The organism is Mesorhizobium sp. WSM4306 (assembly GCF_007003975.1).
GTDB lineage: Bacteria > Pseudomonadota > Alphaproteobacteria > Rhizobiales > Rhizobiaceae > Mesorhizobium.
Window position 1 is genome coordinate 131,291 of sequence record NZ_VFTC01000006.1, and the last position, 16,587, is coordinate 147,877.

A 16,587-nucleotide genomic window follows, 5' to 3' on the forward strand; every position below is an offset into this window, starting at 1 on the left:
CCGGCCGTCAGCTTGTTGTTGGCTTTCAGCCAGCCATCAGCCCCAGCATTTGGCGAGGCCTTCCTTGGTGTCGATCGACTTCACGCCATTGGCAGGCTTGTCGGTGACGAGGTTGACGCCGGTGTCGAAGAAGTTCTTGCCTTCGGTCGGCTTCGGCTTGGTGCCGTCCTTGGCGAAGGCCGCGATCGCCTCGATGCCGAGTGCCGCCATCTGCAGCGGATATTGCTGCGAGGTCGCGCCGATGACGCCTTCGGTGACCGACTTCACGCCGGGGCAGCCGCCGTCGACCGAGACGATCAGCACCTGACTTTCGAGACCGACAGCCTTGAGCGCCTGGTAGGCGCCGACAGCGGCAGGCTCGTTGATGGTGTGGATGACATTGATGGTGTTGTCCTTCTGCAGAAGGTTCTCCATCGCCTTGCGGCCGCCTTCCTCATTGCCGTTGGTGACGTCGTGGCCGACAATGCGCGCATCGTCCTCATCGCCGATCTTGTTAGGGTCCTTCACGTCGATGCCGAAGCCCATCATGAAACCCTGGTCGCGCAGCACGTCGACGGTCGGCTGCGACGGCGTCAGGTCGAGGAAGCCGATCTTGGCGTCCTTGGCCTTGTCGCCGAGGGTCGCGGCAGCCCAGGCGCCGATCAGCTTGCCGGCTTCCAGATTGTCCGTCGCGAAGGTCGCGTCGGCCGCGTCGATCGGGTCAAGCGGGGTGTCGAGCGCAATCACCAGCAGGCCGGCGTCACGAGCCTTCTTCACCGTCGGTACAATGCCCTTGGTGTCGGACGCGGTGATCAGGATGCCCTTGGCACCGTCGGCAATGCAGCTTTCGATCGCCGCCACCTGGCTTTCGCTGTCACCGTCGATCTTGCCGGCATAGGTCTTGAGGTCGACGCCAAGTTCCTTGGCCTTGGCGGTCGCGCCCTCCTTCATCTTGACGAAGAAGGGGTTGGTGTCGGTCTTGGTAATCAGGCAGGCGCCGACGCCGGCGGCCGATGCTGTCGAAGCAAACGCCATCAGGCCGAGGCCCGCCGCGGCGAACACGGTGGACTTCAATAATGCTTTGGTCACGATCTTCCTCCCATGGAACCATGCGGATGCCGCCAACCGGCATCTCGAGCGCATCCACTGAAGTTCTCCCAGTGTGGACGCGCCCTCAAAAGACACCAGTCGGCCGGGGCTGTCAATAATTAAATCACTCTTATTTATTATTGACAGCATTGCGTGGTTCACTCATTCTGCCGCAAAAGCAGTAAGAATAAACCAAGGGAAGGAACAAGGGTGGAGACCGGCATTGCGAGGCACGGTTCGCCCGAGGCGGCCGCCAGCCGTCTCCACCGCGGCACCAACCAAAGCGGCATGCGCGACCACAATGAGCGGCTGGTGCTGTCGCTGGTGCGCCAGCATGGCAGCCTGGCCAAATCAGACATTGCGCGCATGACCGGGCTTTCGGCGCAGACCGTGTCGGTCATCATGCGCGAACTGGAAGAAGATAGCCTGCTGGTGCGCCAGGCGCCGTTGCGCGGCAAGATCGGCCAGCCTTCCATCCCGATGGCGCTGAACCCCGAAGGCGCCTTCTTCATCGGCCTCAAGATCGGCCGCCGCAGCGCCGAACTGGTGCTGATCGATTTTCTTGGGCATGTGCGCTCGATGCTGCAGCACTCCTACCGCTATCCGGCGCCACGCGAGACGGTGGAGTTCGTTACATCGGGCATGAAGACGATGCGCGCCGAACTGACACCGGCGCAGGACAAGCGCATTGCCGGGCTCGGCATCGCCATGCCGTTCGAACTGTGGAACTGGGCCGATACGGCGGGTGCGCCGCGCGACATCATGGACGAATGGCGCCATCGCGACATCCGCGCCGACATCCAGTCGCAATGCGAATTCCCGGTCTATCTGCAGAACGACGCGACGTCAGCCTGCGGCGCCGAACTGGTGTTCGGCCAAACCGGCGGCGTGCGCGACTTCGTCTATTTCTACATCGGCGCCTTTGCCGGCGGCGGCATCGTGCTCAACGGCCGGCTGTTCGGCGGACCAACCGGCAATGCCGGGGCGCTGGGCTCGATGCCGGTGCCGGGACCCGATGGCAAGCCGACGCAGCTCATCGACGTCGCCTCGATCGCCATGCTGGAAAAGGCGCTCGGCGCGCGCGGCATCGACGGCTCCTATCTCTGGACCTCACCGCAGGAATGGGGCGACATCGGCGCCGAGCTGGACGACTGGATCGCCAGCGCCTCGCGGGCGCTTGCCTACGCCATTGTCGCGGCGTCCTCGGTGATCGATTTCGAGGCGGCCGTGATCGACGGCTGGATGCCGCTCGCGGTGCGGCGCCGGCTTGTCGATGCGGTCAGGCAGGCGATCGGCACGATCGACGGCGAAGGCCTGAAGCTGCCGGACGTGCGCGAAGGCACCGTCGGCATCCACGCCCGCGCACTGGGTGGCGCCAGCCTGCCGCTGTCCGAACGCTTCCTCATCGGTTCGACCACGATTTCCAGGAGCACCTGAATGCTGATCGGTATTCCGTCGCTGCTCGGTCCGGAGCTTCTGGCGACCTTGCGCGCCATGGGTCATGGCGACGAAATCGCGCTCGTCGATGGCAACTACCCGGCGGAAGAACAGGCAAACCGGCTGGTACGAGCCGACGGTCATCACCTGATACCGGTGCTCGACGCCATATTGAGCGTGCTGCCGGTGGACGACTTCGTGCCGGAAGCGCTGTTTCGCGCCTCGGTCAAAGGCGATCCCTCGGTTGCTGATCCGGTCCACCGCGAGATCGAGGCGATCTGCACCAAGCGTGCTCCGGGCCGCAAGGTGGTTGCGCTGGCCGGCGCCGACTTCTATTCACGCGTCCGGTCGGCGTATGCGATCGTCGCGACCGGTGAACCCAGGCTCTACGCCAACATCATCATCCGCAAAGGCGTGATCTATCCGCCGGAAAGTCCTGAGACATGATCCTCTGCTGCGGCGAAGCCCTGATCGATATGCTGCCGCGCACCACCACGCAGGGCGAACCGGCCTTTGCGCCCTATGTCGGCGGCGCGGTGTTCAACACGGCGATCGCGCTTGGCCGCCTCGGCGCCCCCGCCGGCTTCTTTTCCGGCCTGTCGTCGGATCTGTTCGGCGGCCAGTTCCGCGAGGCGCTGGGGGCAAGCAAGGTCAGCTCCACCTATGCGCACACCTCCCCTCGCCCCACCACGCTGGCCTTCGTGCGGCTCACCAACGGTCAGGCGACCTACACTTTCTATGACGAAAATACCGCCGGGCGCATGCTGACGACAGAGGATCTGCCGGAACTCGGGGCCGAGATCGAAGCCATGCTGTTTGGCGCCATCAGCCTGATCTCAGACCCGGCGGGTGCTGCCTACGAGGAATTCATGAAGCGCGAGCACCAGCGCCGCGTCATGATGCTCGATCCCAACATCCGGCCGAACTTCATCCCCGACAAGGCCAAGCATTTGCGTCGCATCCGCTCGATGATGGCGATGGCCGACATCGTGAAACTGTCGGATGAGGATTTGCACTGGTTCGGTGAGGCCGGCTCGCATGAGGATGTCATCCGCAACTGGCTGGACCGCGGCCCGAAGCTGATCGTGGTCACCCATGGCAGCGAAGGCGCTGTCGGCTACAGCCGCGAGCACATGGTTACGGTGATGCCTGACAAGGTCGAGGTGGTCGATACGGTCGGCGCCGGCGACACTTTCAATGCCGGCATTCTGGCCTCGCTGCACGAACAGGGCCTGCTCACCAAGGCCGCTATCGGCGGTCTTTCCGAAGACGCCGTCCGCCAGGCACTGGCGCTTGGCGCCAAGGCGGCGGCGGTGACGGTGTCGCGGGCCGGCGCCAATCCACCCTGGCGGCATGAAATCGCCTGATCCACACTTTATCCGGCCGCTAGCCGCCCATGAGAGCCGATCACTTTATGTTTCCGCGAGCCGGAAAGGCGCGATAAATTAGCCACGCCACGTCCTGGAAAGCCCGGATTTCCGGCATCTTGCTGCAGCGCGGCAAAAACCTGAGGTAACAGGCTGCGACACCTCGGCTGCCGGCCGCCTGGCCGGTCCGGCTTTCTCGACCGGCCCAACTCTGGTACCAGCGGGCCGGTTAAGTTGTTGTTTCTGCGCGTATCGTTGTCCCCGGGACCCGCGCGCATTACCGTTTTGAGGCCGACATGCAGTTCATCGATCTTGGCGCGCAGCGCGAACGTATCCGCGACCGGCTGAAGGCCGCGATCGACAATGTCGTCGAAGAGGGCCGATACATCCTCGGGCCGCAGGTCACCGAATTCGAAAACAAGCTCGCCGCCTATATCGGCACCAAGCATGTCGTGGCCTGCGCCAACGGCACCGACGCGCTGCTGTTACCGCTGTTTGCCGCCGGCATCGGCCCGGGCGACGCGGTGTTCGTGCCGAGCTTCACCTTCGCGGCAACGGCGGAAGTGGTGGCGTTGGCCAAGGCCGAACCGGTGTTCGTCGATGTCGACGCCGAGACCTACAACATCGACATCGCCAGCCTCGAGGCGGCGATCGCGATGATCAAGAAGGAAGGAAGGCTGAAGCCGAAGGCGATCATTCCGGTCGATTTGTTCGGACTTGCCGCCGACTACGAGGCGATCATGGCGATTGCCAAGCGCGAAGGCCTGCTGGTGATCGAGGATGCGGCGCAGTCGATCGGCGGCTCGGCCGACGGCACAATGTGCGGCGCCTTCGGCCATGTCGGCTCGACCAGCTTCTATCCGGCCAAGCCGCTCGGCTGCTACGGCGATGGCGGCGCAATGTTCACCAATGACGACGCGCTGGCCGACCAGCTCAGATCGTTTGCCTTCCACGGCAAGGGCGAAACGCAGTACGACAATGTCCGCGTCGGCATCAATTCACGCCTCGACACGATCCAGGCGGCGATCCTGATCGAAAAGCTTGCCATCCTCGAAGACGAGATGGTCGCCCGCCAGGCGGTGGCCAAGCGCTATGCCGAAGGCCTCGGCGACATCGTCAAGGCGTCGCGCAATCTGGGTGGCGGCCGCTCGGCCTGGGCGCAATATGCCATCGAGACGCCGAAGCGTGACGGCTTGCGGGCGCATCTCGGCGAAAAGGGCATTCCGTCGGTGATCTATTATGTGAAGCCGCTGCACGAGCAGGTCGCCTACCGCGACTATCCGCGCACGCCGACCGGGCTTGCCGTTTCGGAGGAACTGCCGAAGCGGATCCTATGCCTGCCGATGCACCCCTATCTCAGCGAAGCCGACCAGGACCGCATCATCGAGACGATCCGCAATTATATTGGCTCGAACTCGGCGCATGTCGCGGCGGCTTAGGGCTGCGTAATCTCCCCCCTTGAGGGGGAGATGGCCGGCAGGCCAGAGGGGTCGCCGCGCGTGGAGCGCTGACTTTCATCTGTCGCAAGAAAGTCGCGCCCGGTCGAACCGACCCCCTCTGTCGCCTTCGGCGACATCTCCCCCTCAAGGGGGGAGATTAGGCGCTTGCCTCAGCCACTTTCCCGCTGGCGATAAAATGCGGGTTGGCGAAATCCGCATCGTCGCTCTGCTTGCGCTTGCCATAGGTGAGCGGCTTGCCGTCCAACGTGCGCGTCATGCCGCCGGCGGCGCGCAGCACGGCGTCGCCGGCCGCCGTGTCCCATTCCATGGTGCGGCCAAAGCGCGGATAGATGTCGGCTTCGGCGGCAGCGAGCAGGCAGAATTTCAGCGATGAGCCGACCGAGACGATCTCGGCGGAGCCGAGATCCCTGATAAAGGCTTCGGTCTCCGGCGTGTTGTGCGAGCGGCTGGCAACGACGGCGAGCGGCGTCACCGCCGTCCTGACCGAAATTCGCCCGCGGCCGACGATCCGGTAGTCGTCGTCGACCTCGATTGCTTCGGCCTTGCCCGGCCGTCCAGAGAAGAACCGCCCGCTGCAGGGCGCGAAGACAACGCCGATCTCCGGCACACCATGCCGGACAAGCGCGATGTTGACGGTGAAATCGGTCCTGCGGTTGATGAATTCCTTGGTGCCGTCGAGCGGATCGATCAGGAAGAAGGCGTCGTCGAGATCGGGCGGCAGGATGCCGGCGGCGACCTCTTCCTCGGCGACGCAAGGGATCTCGGGAAAGGCCGCACGCAGGCCGGTAAGGATGATGGTCTCGCTCTCGCGATCGGCTTCCGTCACCGGCGAGGAGTCGGCTTTTTTGTCGACCGCGCAGCCGTCCTTGAAGACCCGCATCACCTCGCGTCCTGCATCGAGCGCCAGGCGCTCGAATACGGCCAGCATCACCTCGTCGTCAGATGCCGCCGCCGCTGTCATATTGGTCTTCGGCAATGTCGCGCTCGTTCAGCCAGTGTTCCAGAGCCTCTACCATCTCCTCGGCCGTCTTGCCGAGTGTCTTAAGATGGATTTCCGGTTTTTCCGGGGCTTCATACGGTGAATCGACGCCGGTGAAGTTCTTGATCTCGCCATTCAGCGCCCGCGCGTAAAGGCCCTTCGGGTCGCGCCGGGCGCATTCCTCGAACGGCGTATCGACGAACACCTCGACGAACTCGCCGTCGGCCATCAACTCGCGCGCCATGCGGCGTTCGGCGCTGAACGGCGAGATGAAGGAGACGATGACGATCAGCCCGGCATCGGCCATGAGCTTGGCGACTTCGGCGACGCGGCGGATGTTTTCGACCCGGTCGGCGTCGGTGAAACCGAGATCGCGGTTGAGGCCGTGGCGGACATTGTCGCCGTCGAGAATGTAGGTGTGGCGCCCCGAGGCGAACAGTTTCTTCTCAAGGAGGTTGGCGATGGTCGACTTGCCCGAACCGGAAAGCCCGGTGAACCAGAATATGGCGGGGCGTTGGCTCTTCAGGTCGGAGCGGCCGCGCTTGCCGACATCGAGCGACTGCCAGTGGATGTTTTCGGCGCGGCGCAGCGTATGCAAGATCATGCCGGCGCCGACCGTGGCGTTTGAGATGCGGTCGATCAGGATGAAGGCGCCGGTGGTGCGGTTGTCGGCGAAGGTGTCGAAGGCGATCGGCGCCCGGGTCGAGATGTTGCAAATGCCGACTTCGTTCATGTCGAGCGACTTTGCCGCTTCACGCGCGAAGTCGTTGACATTGACGCGATATTTCAGATCGGTGACGGTAGCGCTGGTCTGGTCGGTCTCGGTACGCAGAATGTAGGAGCGGCCCGGCAACAGCGCTGCCTCATCGAACCAGACGATGTTGGCGGCGAATTGATCGGCGACCTGCGGCCGTGCCGCGGGTGACACCAGCAAGTTGCCTCTGGAGACCTCGACCTCGTCGTCGAGCACAAGGGTGATGGCCTGGCCGGCGACGGCCTGAGCGAGATCGCCGCCGTGCGCGACGATGCGCTTGACCCGCGAGGCCTTGCCGGATTTTGCGACGACAACCTCGTCGCCGGGCGCAACCGAGCCGGAGGCAATCGTGCCGGCAAAGCCGCGGAAGTCGAGATTGGGCCGGTTGACATACTGCACCGGGAACCGGAACGGCAGTTCGACCGCGGCTTCGTCGACCGAAACGGTTTCGAGATGCTCGATCAGCGTCGGGCCGGAATACCACGCTGTCTTGTCCGAGCGGCTGGTGACATTGTCACCATAACGGGCCGACATCGGGATCTTCACGATCGTCTGGAAGCCGAGCTCGCGCGAGAATTGGCCGTAGTCTTCGACGATGCGATCGAACACCGCCTGGTCGAAACCGACGAGATCGATCTTGTTGACGGCCAGCACGATGTGGCGGATGCCGAGCAGCGAGGCGATGATCGAGTGGCGCCGGGTCTGGCGCAGCACGCCCTGGCGCGCATCGATCAACACGATGGCGAGATCCGCGGTCGAAGCGCCGGTCGCCATGTTGCGGGTGTATTGTTCGTGGCCGGGCGTGTCGGCGACGATGAACTTGCGCTTGGGCGTGGCGAAGAAGCGATAGGCGACGTCGATGGTGATGCCTTGCTCGCGCTCGGCCTCGAGGCCGTCGACCAGAAGCGCGAAGTCGATGTCGTCTCCCGTCGTGCCGTGCTTGCGGGAATCGCGCTCGAGCGCGGCGAGCTGATCCTCGAAGATCTGCTTGGTGTCGGACAGAAGGCGGCCGATCAGCGTCGACTTGCCGTCGTCGACCGAGCCGCAGGTGAGGAAGCGCAGCAGCGACTTCTTCTCCTGCGCCGCCATGTATTCGCGGATGCCATCGGTGGGGGCGAGGCTCTTGGCCAGGATGTGGCGCATACTCAGAAATACCCCTCGCGCTTCTTCTTTTCCATCGAGCCGGCTTCATCGCGATCGATGAGGCGGCCCTGGCGCTCGGAGGTGCGCGCCGTCAGCATCTCGCCGACAATGGCTTCCAGCGTGTCGGCGTCGGATTCGATAGCGCCGGTCAGCGGATAGCAGCCGAGGGTGCGGAAGCGCACCAGGCGGTTCTCCACCGTCTCGCCGGGGCGCAGCGCCATGCGGTCATCGTCCTTGAGGATTAGCATGCCGTCGCGTTCGACCACCGGCCGCTCCTTGGCGAAATAGAGCGGCACGATCGGAATGTTCTCCTGCAGAATGTACTGCCAGATGTCGAGTTCGGTCCAGTTCGACAGCGGAAAGACGCGGATCGATTCGCCCGGCGCGATGCGGGTGTTGAAGATCTTCCACATTTCCGGCCGCTGGTTCTTCGGGTCCCAGACATGCTGGGCGTTGCGGAAGGAAAAGATGCGCTCCTTGGCGCGCGACTTCTCTTCGTCGCGCCGCGCTCCGCCGAAGGCGGCGTCGAAACCGTATTTGTCGAGCGCCTGCCGCAACGCCACGGTCTTCATCACATGGGTGTGGGTGTTGGAGCCGTGGTCGAAGGGATTGATGCCGTCGCGCACGCCGTCTTCATTGACGTGGACAAGCAGGTCGAAACCGAGCTTCTGCGCCATCTGATCGCGAAAGGCGATCATCTCGCGGAACTTCCAGGTGGTGTCGACATGCAAGAAGGGAAAAGGCGGCTTGGCCGGATAAAAGGCCTTCATCGCCAGATGCATCAGCACGGAGGAATCCTTGCCAACGGAATAGAGCATCACCGGCTTGGAGAAGGAGGCAGCAACCTCACGGAAGATGTGGATGGATTCGGCCTCGAGCCGCTGCAAATGCGTAAGCGCGATGTTCATGGACTGTGAGCGTTCTCTCGTGCCATCCAGACCTTGCATCAGATGGATCGGGCGTCTTTTCAGCCGCCCGGTTCAAGCTTCACCGCTGGACACTATCGGTTCGTGCCGGCGTTCTAGCAGATCGCCACCTGATATAACAACGCTGGAAAGGCCGGCGGCCAAGCCGATAAGGAACGAATTTTCCATGAAAAGCCCGGAATCCGAAAATTTCTGCCCGGCAGATTGATAGCCCTCAAGGCCGTGAAAAATCGTGGCGGAACCCTCGGGAAAACGGTCGGCCGGTGGATGCTTCCGCTATGCGATGCGGCCACGCCACCGATTTCGATGGCTGCAAGATCCTCGCCGCACTATCGAAACCCGGACCCAGCCGCTATACCGGCTCCTGGACCCGCGCCAGGCGGGATGCTGCAAAAAAGTCGCCGCCAAAACACCGTCCGTCGCCAAGCGACCCCAGCGCATTGTGAACCACAGCATTGACCCTGATTTCCGCCACCAAGCAGTACGCCTCGCCGTCACGGATCAACATCGCCTTCTCCATTCTGTGCTTCTTCTGCCCGCCGGTGCTGGGGTCGGCGGTCAGCTTTGTCTACAATGGCGGCGGCCTGTGGTCGGTGCTTTTGCTGGCGCTGAAAAGACGGCGTTTCAACATAGACCGGCCGATGACCGCGGTGACGGTGGCCATCTATGCCTATTGCGCAGCCTGCGTCCTCGCCTCCATCGTCAACAATTCGATCGCCAGGGACGCGCCGCATCTGGCGGGGCTGATCACCTTCCTGTTTTTCCCCGTCTCATACGCGACCTGGAGCATTACCGAGAAAGCCACGCTGACGCGCATCATCGTGCTGGCCAGTGCTGCCGCCTGCTTTGGCGCCCTGCTGCTGGCGATCGTGCAATATTACTGGCTGGGCATGCGGGCTGAAGGCGGCGCCGGTAATGCGATCGTGTTTGCAACGGTCACCTGCCTCAGTGTGATGATGTGCCTTGCGGGCGCCTTGTCTGGCATCGAAAAGAACAAAGCCTTGCTGGCCTGCGCGGCGCTGGCCGGGACGGTCGCCATCCTCTATTCGGGGTCGCGGATCATCTGGCTGGCAATGCTGGTGGCCGGCATCGCCGTCCTGCTGATCAACCGTCGCAAGCTCAACAACAGAAACGCCATTCGCCTTTTGCTGATTGCGGGCGCGACCGTCATCGTCATCGCTGTCGTCGGTCTCCCCATCATTTCCGAGCGCGCGGCTTTCCTGTTCAGCGACTGGGATGCGCTCGCCACGAAGGGTGACCACACAACCGCGCTCGGCTTGCGCGCAGCACTTTGGCAGATCGGCCTCGGCGCCTTCCATGACATGCCGATTTTCGGTCATGGCATTGCTGCGAGCCGTGACCTGATAAAGGATGGATTCCACAATCAGTTCAACATGCCGTCCGTTGGCTTCAGCCATTTTCACAATGGCTTCCTGACCGCCTTGGTGGAGGCCGGGCTGCTTGGCGCCATTACGCTCGCGGCTGTTTTCGTCGTTGCCGCAAGAAATGCGGCCATCGTGCTGCGCACCAGCACCGATGCGATCGAGCGGTTCGGCGCCACGATGATTGTCGTTACCGTGATCACCTATCTCATCGGCGGACTGACCGGCATCCTGGTCGGCCACGACATCCTCGATTCGACACTGATGGTGTTCCTGGTGTCCGGGACCTACCTTGCTTCGGGCCGGCAACAGGCGTTGCCGGAACTGGCCTCGACGCCGCAGGCAAGCCAGCGATGAAAGTGCTGGTCACAGGCGCGACGGGTTTCGTCGGCCGGCAGGTCGTCAGCCAGCTTCGCGAAGCCGGGTTCGAGGTGCGCATGGCATCGCGTCACCCAAAACAGCTCGATCGCGCGAACGATGCCGTGCTGCTGCCGGACTTCGACGCGCCAGCCCAGGCATTCCAGGCGCTGATGCGAGATATCACCCATGTCGTCCACTGCGCGGCGCTCAACAATGACCGCAAGGCGAGCGAGGCCGATTTTATGGCCGCCAACGCGAAACTGACCGCCCAGTTGGCGCGCGCGGCCGCATGGCGGGCAAGCGGGCGCTTCATCTATCTGTCTTCGATCCGGGCAGTAGTCGGTCCCGGTTTCAGTGGGACGATCAGCGAGGCGACGCCGCCAGCCCCGCAATGCGCCTATGGGCGCTCGAAACGCGAAGGCGAGATCAGGACGCTGGAAGCCTATGCGTCCAGACCTGCCGATGCCACGGCGCTGCGCCTGCCGCCGATCTATGGCGAAGGCATGAAGGGAAACCTGGCGTACCTGATGCGCCTGGGCGGCATGCCTATGGCCTTGTCGCTGCCGGCGGCGGTCTTCAGCGGCGTACGATCGCTGATGTTATGCGAGGCGGCGGCGCGGACTGCGGTGTATCTGTTGAGCCGTCAGCAGCCGCTTCGCCCCATCTATGTCGCCTGCGACCTCCCTCCTCTGCCGGTCTCGGCGATCATCGGGGCGTTCCGGGACGGTTTTGGCTACACATTGCGGCTGTCTAGGGTGCCTGCCGGGCTGATGCGGGCAGTGCTGGTGTTGATTGGCAAGGCCAAGGCATGGGAAGCGATGACAGCAACGCAGATATGCGATCCATCCCTGCTGGTATCCGAAGGCTGGGCGCTGCGGACCGACACGCTCGAACAACTGACCGAGCTTGCGCGCCGCTATAAATCCGGCGCTGCTCAACCCCGGTAGAAGATCGTACCCACAAGAATGCGGACATCGAGGCCGATCGCGGCCATCCTGAGATATTCGGCATCGGTCTCGGCGCAAAGTTTCGGGTCGGACATGTCGATGCCTTTCATCTGCGCCAGCCCGGTAATGCCCGGAAGCGCCGCAAGAACACCCAATTGCCTACGGCGTTCGATCAATTCCGTTTGCGTGGGCAGACACGGACGTGGTCCGACCATGCTCATCTCGCCGTTGAGCACATTCCACAGCTGCGGCAACTCGTCGATCTTGAATTTTCGCAGCACCGCGCCGGCGGCGGTGACGGAGTTTGCCGGCGCCTGATGTGAGGGAAGAGACGGCGTTCCCACAACCATCGTCCTCAATTTGTGGCAGCGAAACAGAGCGCCATGCTGTCCGACCCGGGTTTGCGAAAACAATGCGGGTCCAGGCGACGACAGCCTGATTGCCAGCATGGCAAGCAGGATGACGGGCGAGGTCAGCGGCAAGACGACCGCCGCCACCACGAGGTCGAAAACTCGCTTGGGTCCTCTCATGGCCTTCTCTGCATGCTCTAGATCCGCCGCCAGATGAAGGCCAGATAGAGCCCAAGCGTACCAGCCAGCGTCTGCCGGTAGACGCCGCTTTTTCTGAGAAGACGCAGGCGTCGCAGGACACCGCCCTTGCGCGCCCTGATGAACAGGCCGAGGCAGGCGGCGGCATCCCTGGAGAGGATGTCGCGGTTGACCGCCAAGCCGCTCAGATTGTGATCGGTCCAGACGGCGAACTCGCCCTTGAACAGGCGCCCCAACCGCGACAGCCGCGCCCTCCACGATACGTTGGCGCCGACCAGGTTTGCCTCATGCTGGCGGTAGCGCACCAGCGGCTGCGGGTCATAACGGACAATGCCGCCGGCGGCGGTGACGATCAGATAGGTCCACCAGTCATGACTGACGAACTCGGTCCTTGCCGATGCTTTTGCCAGTAATTTTCGCGCCGTGCGGTTGATCATCATGGTGTTGCCGCCGGCAATGCTCTGCACGAGCGCATTTCGAAACGACGGCGGCTTTAGGAACAGCGGCGAATAGCCTTGCGCTGCTCCGGTTTCGGACATGGTCGCGGTCCTCGAGCAAAACAGCAGCGGTGTTTCGGCATCGTGCCCTTGCATCCAGGCAATAGCGCTCTCCAGCCTGTCCGGCTCCCAGATGTCGTCCTGGTCGCAGAAGGCGTAGTAGTCGGCATCGATGCGCGCATCGACGATCATCGAGCGGAAGTTGGCTGCAAAGCCCTGGCGAGGACCGTTCGACAGGGTCAGCCGACCCTTGGACCAGCGGCTCTGCCAGGCGCCGATGATGGCAGAAGTGCCATCCGTCGAACCGTCGTCGGAGACCCAGAGGTCGACAAGAGGATGCGACTGCGCAAGCAGCGATGCGAGCTGCTCGTCAAGGAAAGCCGCGCCATCTTTTGTGCCCAGCAGCACGGCCACGCGCTGATCTTGTCTGCTCACTGGTTCAGAATCATCTGCAAGCGCCTGGGAACGGCCATCGGATTGGTTTCAAATAGCCAATCCCGGTCGATCAGGACAGCATGTTTGTTTGTACGCAGTTTCTCAGGGAAAGCGCTACACGCTTTTCCCGGAATTGCTCTAACCGGCTTGCCCGACTGTTTTCGCAATGCTTTCGCGGCGCGCGTCGGCTTGAGGCTGTTCGGCCTGATGGAGCCCGGCCATGACGGCGAGCGCGGCGGCCTTGTCCTGGTCGCGCATGGCCGCCTGCAGCGATGTCAGCGCCGCCTGGACCCTGGGCCATCCCACGACATCGGTTCGCAGGCCGAAGATCTTGGGGATGTCGAGCGCGACAATCTCCTCATTGCCGCCATGCAGCACCTCGTGAAGCTTCTCGCCCGGCCTGATCCCGGTGAAGCGGATCGGAATGTCGGTGTAGGGGCTTTTGCCGGCCATGCGGATCATGGTTTCGGCGACTTCGAGGATCGGCACCGGCTTGCCCATGTCGAGCATGTAGATGGCGTAATCGTCCTTGCCCTGGCGCCGCTCGGCATCGGCTGCCGACATGATGACGAGGTCGACGGCTTCGGCCACCGTCATGAAGTAGCGGGTCATGCGGCGATCGGTGATGGTGACCGGACCGCCGGCCTCGATCTGCGCCTGGAAGATGGTGGCGACCGAACCGTTGGAGCCGAAGACATTGCCGAACCGCACGGCGATGAACTTGGTGCCGGAGCGACGGCCATTGGGTTCGGTGGCGTGCGTTTCGTGCAGCGAAGAGACGATCTGCTCGGCGGCGCGTTTTGTCATGCCGAGCACCGAGGTCGGGTCGACCGCCTTGTCGCTGGAAATCAGCAGGAACTGCGGCACCCCGCATTTGGCGGCAACCTCGGCGCAGACGAGAGTGCCCAAAATGTTGGTCTGGATCGCCGATTCCCAGTTCTCCTCGAGCAGCGGCACATGTTTGAGCGCGGCGGCGTGGAAGATGATGTCGGGCTTGAAATCGCTGACGACGCGGGTGATCTGGCGCCGGTCGGTGACATCGACGATGCGGCTCTTGAGCCGGGCATGATCCTTTTCGTCGACCTGCTGGTCGAGCTGGAAAATCCCGAACTCCGAGATATCGGCGACCAGAACCGCCTCGGCGCCAAGTTCCAGCGACCGCTTGACCAGGATGCGACCGATGGAGCCGGCGCCGCCAGTCACCAGGACGCGCTTGCCGCTAACGAAGCCGCCAATGCGCTCAACGTCCGACGGAACCGTGGAGCGGCGCAGGATGGTTTCCATTTCGACAGCGTCGAGAACCAGCTTTCCGCCCTTCCCGAGCTCCGAGACGCCGGAGAACTGGACGACGGCGATGCCGCTGTGACGGGCGACACGGACCAGCTCCGAATACTCCTCGATCTCGCGTTCGGTGCCATTGCCGAAAATCAGCATGTCGAGGCTTTTGGTGCCTCTTGCATATTCTTCCAGGACCTCAACCAGGCGAGGCCGCACGGCCACCACCGGGACGCCCTGGATCTGCGTGCCCAGCGGCGCGCCGTTCTCGATGGCCATGATCCCGGCAATGGAATACTCGGCCGGCTGTGCCGTCCGCGTGAACCGGATGATGACGTCTGCCTCGCCGAACCTGCCGACGAACAGCGCCTGCTTGATCGCCACATTGTTTGCATTGCGGCTCAGGATTCGCCAGCTCGCCCCGTCGCGCAGGAAGCGGTAGTAGAGCCGAGGCGCCGATATGATGGTGAAGGAGACCAGGAAAAAGACGATGAACTGACGCTCGTTGAGGCCGGTCACCGGCTGAAACGATCGAACCGCCAGCGAGACGACATAGAGCGTGACGGTCAGGATCGCGCAGCTCTTCAGGATGTTGAAGAAGTCCGGCGTCGAGGCGAAGCGCCACACGGTGTTGTAGAGACCGCAATAGCGAAACAAGAGATGGCTGAGAAGAACAATGCTCACCCAGCACGCCAGGCCCGGCCAGGAGAGCGCATCGAATGAAAGTCTCGACTGCGAAAGCCCGAGACTCAGCGCCACCGCGACCAGGACCATGACCAGGTCCTGGATCATTATAATGGCGCGCCGCATCTTCGGCCGAAGTCCGGACACGACTTCTACATAGGATGTCATTGGGTAGTACTGAACTCCAGGCGCAAGGACTTGGACACTAACGTAGTGGTCGACCAGAAATCATCCGCCATCCACCATTTATTAGAGTGCAAATCCCCAGCCCCCGCTGCCCGTATCGCATAGCGCGGAGTCGGGGGTATCGCCAGACATTTTTTTGGCGGCACGTCCGGTTGGGGTATCGGACGCTCAAACATGCACTCTTTTGAGGAATGATCTCAAGCCAGCCCGTGGATGCGTCGGCCCTCGATCGCTATGATACCGGCGATGGAACGGTCGATATTTCGAGATCTCATGCCCCAACCCGCCGTCTGTGAAGCATATCGCGGGACCGGAGCCGCAACCAAAGGCTCGAGGCGAGCCAACGCCAGATACTATATGCCAAGTCGGCCGGAGACAATCCGCGTTCCATGCGACCGGCACCTATGTGGGAAGCCATGCCCTGATAAATCCTAGATTACTGGCTAGCTGAGGCTCGTCGACCAGACACTTTAATCAGAGGAAGTGACCATGATTCGAGCTTGGGACAATTGGGATGTTGGTGGAATTGCAGACGAAATTCAGTCGATCTGGCAGAATTCCCCAACCGAAGATGCTCATCGCGAAGAGCTAGTCAACATAGTATCGCACCATGCTGATTCCCCTGCACCTTCCATTCTCGAAGTTGGCTGCGGTACCGGCCTGATTTACGAAAAACTTGCCAATAGTATACTTAGCGATTCCAGATATATTGGTATCGACTCATCTATAAAAATGCTAGAGAAAGCGATAAGCAATTTCCCAGAAGGCGAATTTATTTTAGGAGATGGTTATGATCTTGCTTTCAGAGATCAGGAATTCGATGTGGTTCTGTGTTTCGAGGTGCTCGGCCATATTCCTGAGATAGACCAGTTCGTAGCTGAATTGCTTCGTGTCACGCGGAAGACGTGCATCTTCACAACTTGGCCAAGCGACGAACAGGAAATAGAGGAAAATTACGAGACGATTGGCGGCGTTCAGTTTTTACACCGACGATATTCAGATGCTCTCATTCGGAAAGTTATCCGCGCCATAGGGCCAAGGGACCTAGGCGACATTGAGGCCGTTAGCCTTCGCTCCGGGGGGCAGGCATACATTGTCACGCGCCTTTCTTGACAATTGCTAAGCGCGAATTGGCTAAT

The 16,587-nt window shown here is 62.2% G+C and carries 14 protein-coding genes; 7 read left to right on the forward strand and 7 right to left on the reverse strand.

The window, feature by feature from the left end; translation table 11 throughout:
- Positions 1-36 precede the first annotated feature (36 nt).
- A complete protein-coding gene (locus FJV77_RS10245) occupies positions 37-1,053 on the reverse strand; it encodes a sugar ABC transporter substrate-binding protein (RefSeq protein ID WP_162712299.1) in 1,017 nt (338 codons plus the stop codon).
- Between the two features lie 225 nt (positions 1,054-1,278).
- Between FJV77_RS10245 and FJV77_RS10250 the strand changes: the two genes are divergently transcribed.
- From FJV77_RS10250 to FJV77_RS10265, 4 genes are all read left to right on the forward strand, one after another.
- A complete protein-coding gene (locus FJV77_RS10250) occupies positions 1,279-2,505 on the forward strand; it encodes an ROK family transcriptional regulator (RefSeq protein WP_142866690.1) in 1,227 nt (408 codons plus the stop codon).
- Complete coding sequence (locus FJV77_RS10255) at positions 2,506-2,952, forward strand: RbsD/FucU family protein (protein ID WP_142866691.1); 447 nt, start codon at positions 2,506-2,508, stop codon at positions 2,950-2,952. It abuts the gene before it with no gap.
- On the forward strand, positions 2,949-3,872 hold the full coding sequence (locus FJV77_RS10260; protein ID WP_142866692.1) for a carbohydrate kinase: 924 nt from the start codon (positions 2,949-2,951) through the stop codon (positions 3,870-3,872). Before FJV77_RS10255 ends, FJV77_RS10260 begins: the two co-directional genes overlap by 4 nt.
- 296 nt (positions 3,873-4,168) lie before the next feature.
- The gene (locus tag FJV77_RS10265; protein ID WP_142866693.1) at positions 4,169-5,311 is read left to right on the forward strand and encodes a DegT/DnrJ/EryC1/StrS aminotransferase family protein; all 1,143 of its coding nucleotides are present in this window, start codon (positions 4,169-4,171) and stop codon (positions 5,309-5,311) included.
- A 157-nt stretch (positions 5,312-5,468) separates the two neighbouring features.
- Here the strand turns inward: FJV77_RS10265 and cysQ are convergent, their stop codons facing one another.
- Genes cysQ through cysD form a run of 3 tightly spaced genes read right to left on the reverse strand, consistent with a single transcriptional unit; the run spans position 5,469 to position 9,116 of the window.
- Positions 5,469-6,260, reverse strand: coding sequence for a 3'(2'),5'-bisphosphate nucleotidase CysQ (cysQ, locus tag FJV77_RS10270; protein WP_185970272.1), 792 nt, complete (start codon positions 6,258-6,260; stop codon positions 5,469-5,471).
- 10 nt (positions 6,261-6,270) lie between these two features.
- Positions 6,271-8,208, reverse strand: a complete 1,938-nt coding sequence (gene cysN / locus FJV77_RS10275; RefSeq protein ID WP_185970265.1) for a sulfate adenylyltransferase subunit CysN — start codon at positions 8,206-8,208, stop codon at positions 6,271-6,273.
- Positions 8,209-8,210: 2 nt separating this feature from the next.
- Complete coding sequence (cysD, locus tag FJV77_RS10280) at positions 8,211-9,116, reverse strand: sulfate adenylyltransferase subunit CysD (RefSeq protein ID WP_142866696.1); 906 nt, start codon at positions 9,114-9,116, stop codon at positions 8,211-8,213.
- A 473-nt stretch (positions 9,117-9,589) separates the two neighbouring features.
- Between cysD and FJV77_RS10285 the strand changes: the two genes are divergently transcribed.
- Entirely contained in the window at positions 9,590-10,873 is a 1,284-nt protein-coding gene (locus FJV77_RS10285; RefSeq protein ID WP_142866697.1) for an O-antigen ligase, read from the forward strand.
- Positions 10,870-11,823 carry an NAD-dependent epimerase/dehydratase family protein gene (locus tag FJV77_RS10290; protein WP_142866698.1) on the forward strand — a complete coding sequence of 318 codons (954 nt, stop codon included), beginning with the start codon at positions 10,870-10,872 and terminating at the stop codon, positions 11,821-11,823. Before FJV77_RS10285 ends, FJV77_RS10290 begins: the two co-directional genes overlap by 4 nt.
- Here FJV77_RS10290 and FJV77_RS10295 read toward each other — a convergent pair.
- From FJV77_RS10295 to FJV77_RS10305, 3 genes are all read right to left on the reverse strand, one after another.
- Complete coding sequence (locus FJV77_RS10295; RefSeq protein WP_142866699.1) at positions 11,811-12,353, reverse strand: sugar transferase; 543 nt, start codon at positions 12,351-12,353, stop codon at positions 11,811-11,813. The genes FJV77_RS10290 and FJV77_RS10295 overlap by 13 nt on opposite strands.
- 17 nt (positions 12,354-12,370) lie before the next feature.
- Entirely contained in the window at positions 12,371-13,303 is a 933-nt protein-coding gene (locus FJV77_RS10300) for a glycosyltransferase family 2 protein (RefSeq protein ID WP_142866700.1), read from the reverse strand.
- A 138-nt stretch (positions 13,304-13,441) separates the two neighbouring features.
- The gene (locus FJV77_RS10305) at positions 13,442-15,430 is read right to left on the reverse strand and encodes a nucleoside-diphosphate sugar epimerase/dehydratase (protein WP_185970266.1); all 1,989 of its coding nucleotides are present in this window, start codon (positions 15,428-15,430) and stop codon (positions 13,442-13,444) included.
- Positions 15,431-15,937: 507 nt separating this feature from the next.
- Here FJV77_RS10305 and FJV77_RS10310 point away from each other — a divergent pair.
- Positions 15,938-16,561, forward strand: coding sequence for a class I SAM-dependent methyltransferase (locus tag FJV77_RS10310; protein ID WP_142866701.1), 624 nt, complete (start codon positions 15,938-15,940; stop codon positions 16,559-16,561).
- Positions 16,562-16,587: the final 26 nt, after the last annotated feature.